2 rRNA genes are annotated in these 2888 nt (G+C 53.0%); both read right to left on the bottom strand.

Annotated elements, in window-relative coordinates:
* Positions 1-584: ribosomal RNA gene (locus I6E58_RS14095) — 23S ribosomal RNA — on the bottom strand; the annotation flags it as partial.
* 764 nt (positions 585-1348) lie between these two features.
* Positions 1349-2873, bottom strand: a 16S ribosomal RNA gene (locus tag I6E58_RS14090).
* Positions 2874-2888: the final 15 nt, after the last annotated feature.

The raw sequence follows: 2888 nt of genomic DNA, 5'->3' as shown, positions 1-2888 counted from the left end.
CTCCCCTCCCGGGGTACTTTTCACCTTTCCCTCACGGTACTTGTCCGCTATCGGTCATCTGGAAGTATTTAGGCTTATCAGGTGGTCCTGACAGATTCACACGGGATTTCTCGGGCCCCGTGCTACTTGGGATACTCTTCGGACCATTGACACATTTCGACTACCGGGCTGGCACCGTCTATGGCTGGGCTTTCAATCCCATTCGTCTATATATCGTTGTAATCCTTGCTGTACGGCAGTAACAGCTGAAAAGTCCCACTACCCCGACCATGCAACGCCTGCCGGCTATCACACATGATCGGTTTGGCCTCTTCCGGTTTCGCTCGCCACTACTAACGGAATCACGGTTGTTTTCTCTTCCTGTGGGTACTGAGATGTTTCACTTCCCCACGTTCCCTCTACCCGCCCTATATATTCAGGCGGGAGTCACTGAGTCGTCTTGCAACGCCCAGCGGGGTTTCCCCATTCGGAAATCCTCGGATCAAAGCTCTATTATCAGCTCCCCGAGGCTTATCGCAGATTTATACGTCCTTCTTCGGCTCCAGATGCCAAGGCATCCACCGTTTGCTCTTAGAAAATTGATATCACATGAGTATAAGAATCGATCGCAACACCTAAGTGTTGAGATTGACCAATGAACTGCCACACCCAAAGGCATGACAGCAATTGTTATTTCTTGTGATTCGACCTTTCGGTCGAATCTAAGATGCTCGCGTCCACTGTGTAGTTCTCAAAATACGGGCGGTATCCCCCACCACCCCCTCGAAAGGAAGCAGCACCAGGATCCGTTGACCCAAACACCCTTACGGATGTTTACGGCCCTAAGGTACGAACACAAACCCCAAAAGGTTCATGCCCGGTCCCTCAGGACCCAACAACGTGCAAAGACCAGCACCCCTGAAACCCCTCGTNGGCCCTAAGGTACGAACACAAACCCCAAAAGGTTCATGCCCGGTCCCTCAGGACCCAACAACGTGCAAAGACCAGCACCCCTGAAACCCCTCGTTCCAACCAACAAAAGCTGGCGTACTAAAGAAACAACAGTTCCTCTGATCACAATGTCAATGTTCCACCCATGAGCGCCGTCTACCCCGAACAGGGCAGTACGACTTGGCAACATAAATTCGGCAATCTTTGACTCTGTGTATACCGCAGAGACGAAAACNTTCCAACCAACAAAAGCTGGCGTACTAAAGAAACAACAGTTCCTCTGATCACAATGTCAATGTTCCACCCATGAGCGCCGTCTACCCCGAACAGGGCAGTACGACTTGGCAACATAAATTCGTCTTCCTCTAACTCTGTGTATACCGCAGAGACGGAAAAGACGAGCTGCCATGCTCCTTAGAAAGGAGGTGATCCAGCCGCACCTTCCGGTACGGCTACCTTGTTACGACTTAGTCCTAATTACCAATCCCACCTTCGACAGCTCCTCCCCTTGCGGGTTAGGCCACTGGCTTCGGGTGTTACCGACTTTCATGACTTGACGGGCGGTGTGTACAAGGCCCGGGAACGTATTCACCGCAGCGTTGCTGATCTGCGATTACTAGCGACTCCGACTTCATGAGGTCGAGTTGCAGACCTCAATCCGAACTGAGACCGACTTTTTGGGATTCGCTCCACCTCGCGGTATTGCAGCCCTTTGTATCGGCCATTGTAGCATGCGTGAAGCCCAAGACATAAGGGGCATGATGATTTGACGTCATCCCCACCTTCCTCCGAGTTGACCCCGGCAGTCTCCTTTGAGTTCCCACCATTACGTGCTGGCAACAAAGAACGAGGGTTGCGCTCGTTGCGGGACTTAACCCAACATCTCACGACACGAGCTGACGACAACCATGCACCACCTGTTTACGAGTGTCCAAAGAGTGAACTATTTCTAGCCCGTTCTCGTATATGTCAAGTCTTGGTAAGGTTCTTCGCGTTGCATCGAATTAATCCGCATGCTCCGCCGCTTGTGCGGGCCCCCGTCAATTCCTTTGAGTTTTAGCCTTGCGGCCGTACTCCCCAGGCGGGGAACTTAATGCGTTAGCTGCGACACAGAAACCGTGGAATGGCCCCTACATCTAGTTCCCAACGTTTACGGCATGGACTACCAGGGTATCTAATCCTGTTCGCTCCCCATGCTTTCGCTCCTCAGCGTCAGTAACGGCCCAGAGATCTGCCTTCGCCATTGGTGTTCCTCCTGATATCTGCGCATTCCACCGCTACACCAGGAATTCCAATCTCCCCTACCGCACTCTAGTCTGCCCGTACCCACTGCAGGCTGGGGGTTGAGCCCCCAGTTTTCACAGCAGACGCGACAAACCGCCTACGAGCTCTTTACGCCCAATAATTCCGGATAACGCTTGCACCCTACGTATTACCGCGGCTGCTGGCACGTAGTTAGCCGGTGCTTTTTCTGCAGGTACCGTCACTTTCGCTTCTTCCCTACTAAAAGAGGTTTACAACCCGAAGGCCGTCGTCCCTCACGCGGCGTTGCTGCATCAGGCTTGCGCCCATTGTGCAATATTCCCCACTGCTGCCTCCCGTAGGAGTCTGGACCGTGTCTCAGTTCCAGTGTGGCCGGTCACCCTCTCAGGCCGGCTACCCGTCGTAGGCTTGGTGAGCCATTACCTCACCAACTACCTGATAGGCCGCGAGTCCATCCTTGACCGAAATTCTTTCCAGCTCCTCACCATGCGGCGGAAGCTCGTATCCGGTATTAGACGTCGTTTCCAACGCTTATTCCAGAGTCAAGGGCAGGTTACTCACGTGTTACTCACCCGTTCGCCACTAATCCACCAGAGCAAGCTCCAGCTTCATCGTTCGACTTGCATGTGTTAAGCACGCCGCCAGCGTTCATCCTGAGCCAGGATCAAACTCTCCATAAATGTTTGATTGCACCA

The sequence above is a fragment of the Salinibacterium sp. SWN1162 genome (genome assembly GCF_015864675.1).
GTDB lineage: Bacteria > Actinomycetota > Actinomycetes > Actinomycetales > Microbacteriaceae > Rhodoglobus.
Note: the sequence above shows the minus strand (reverse complement) of the source record. Positions and strands in the feature narration are given on the sequence as shown.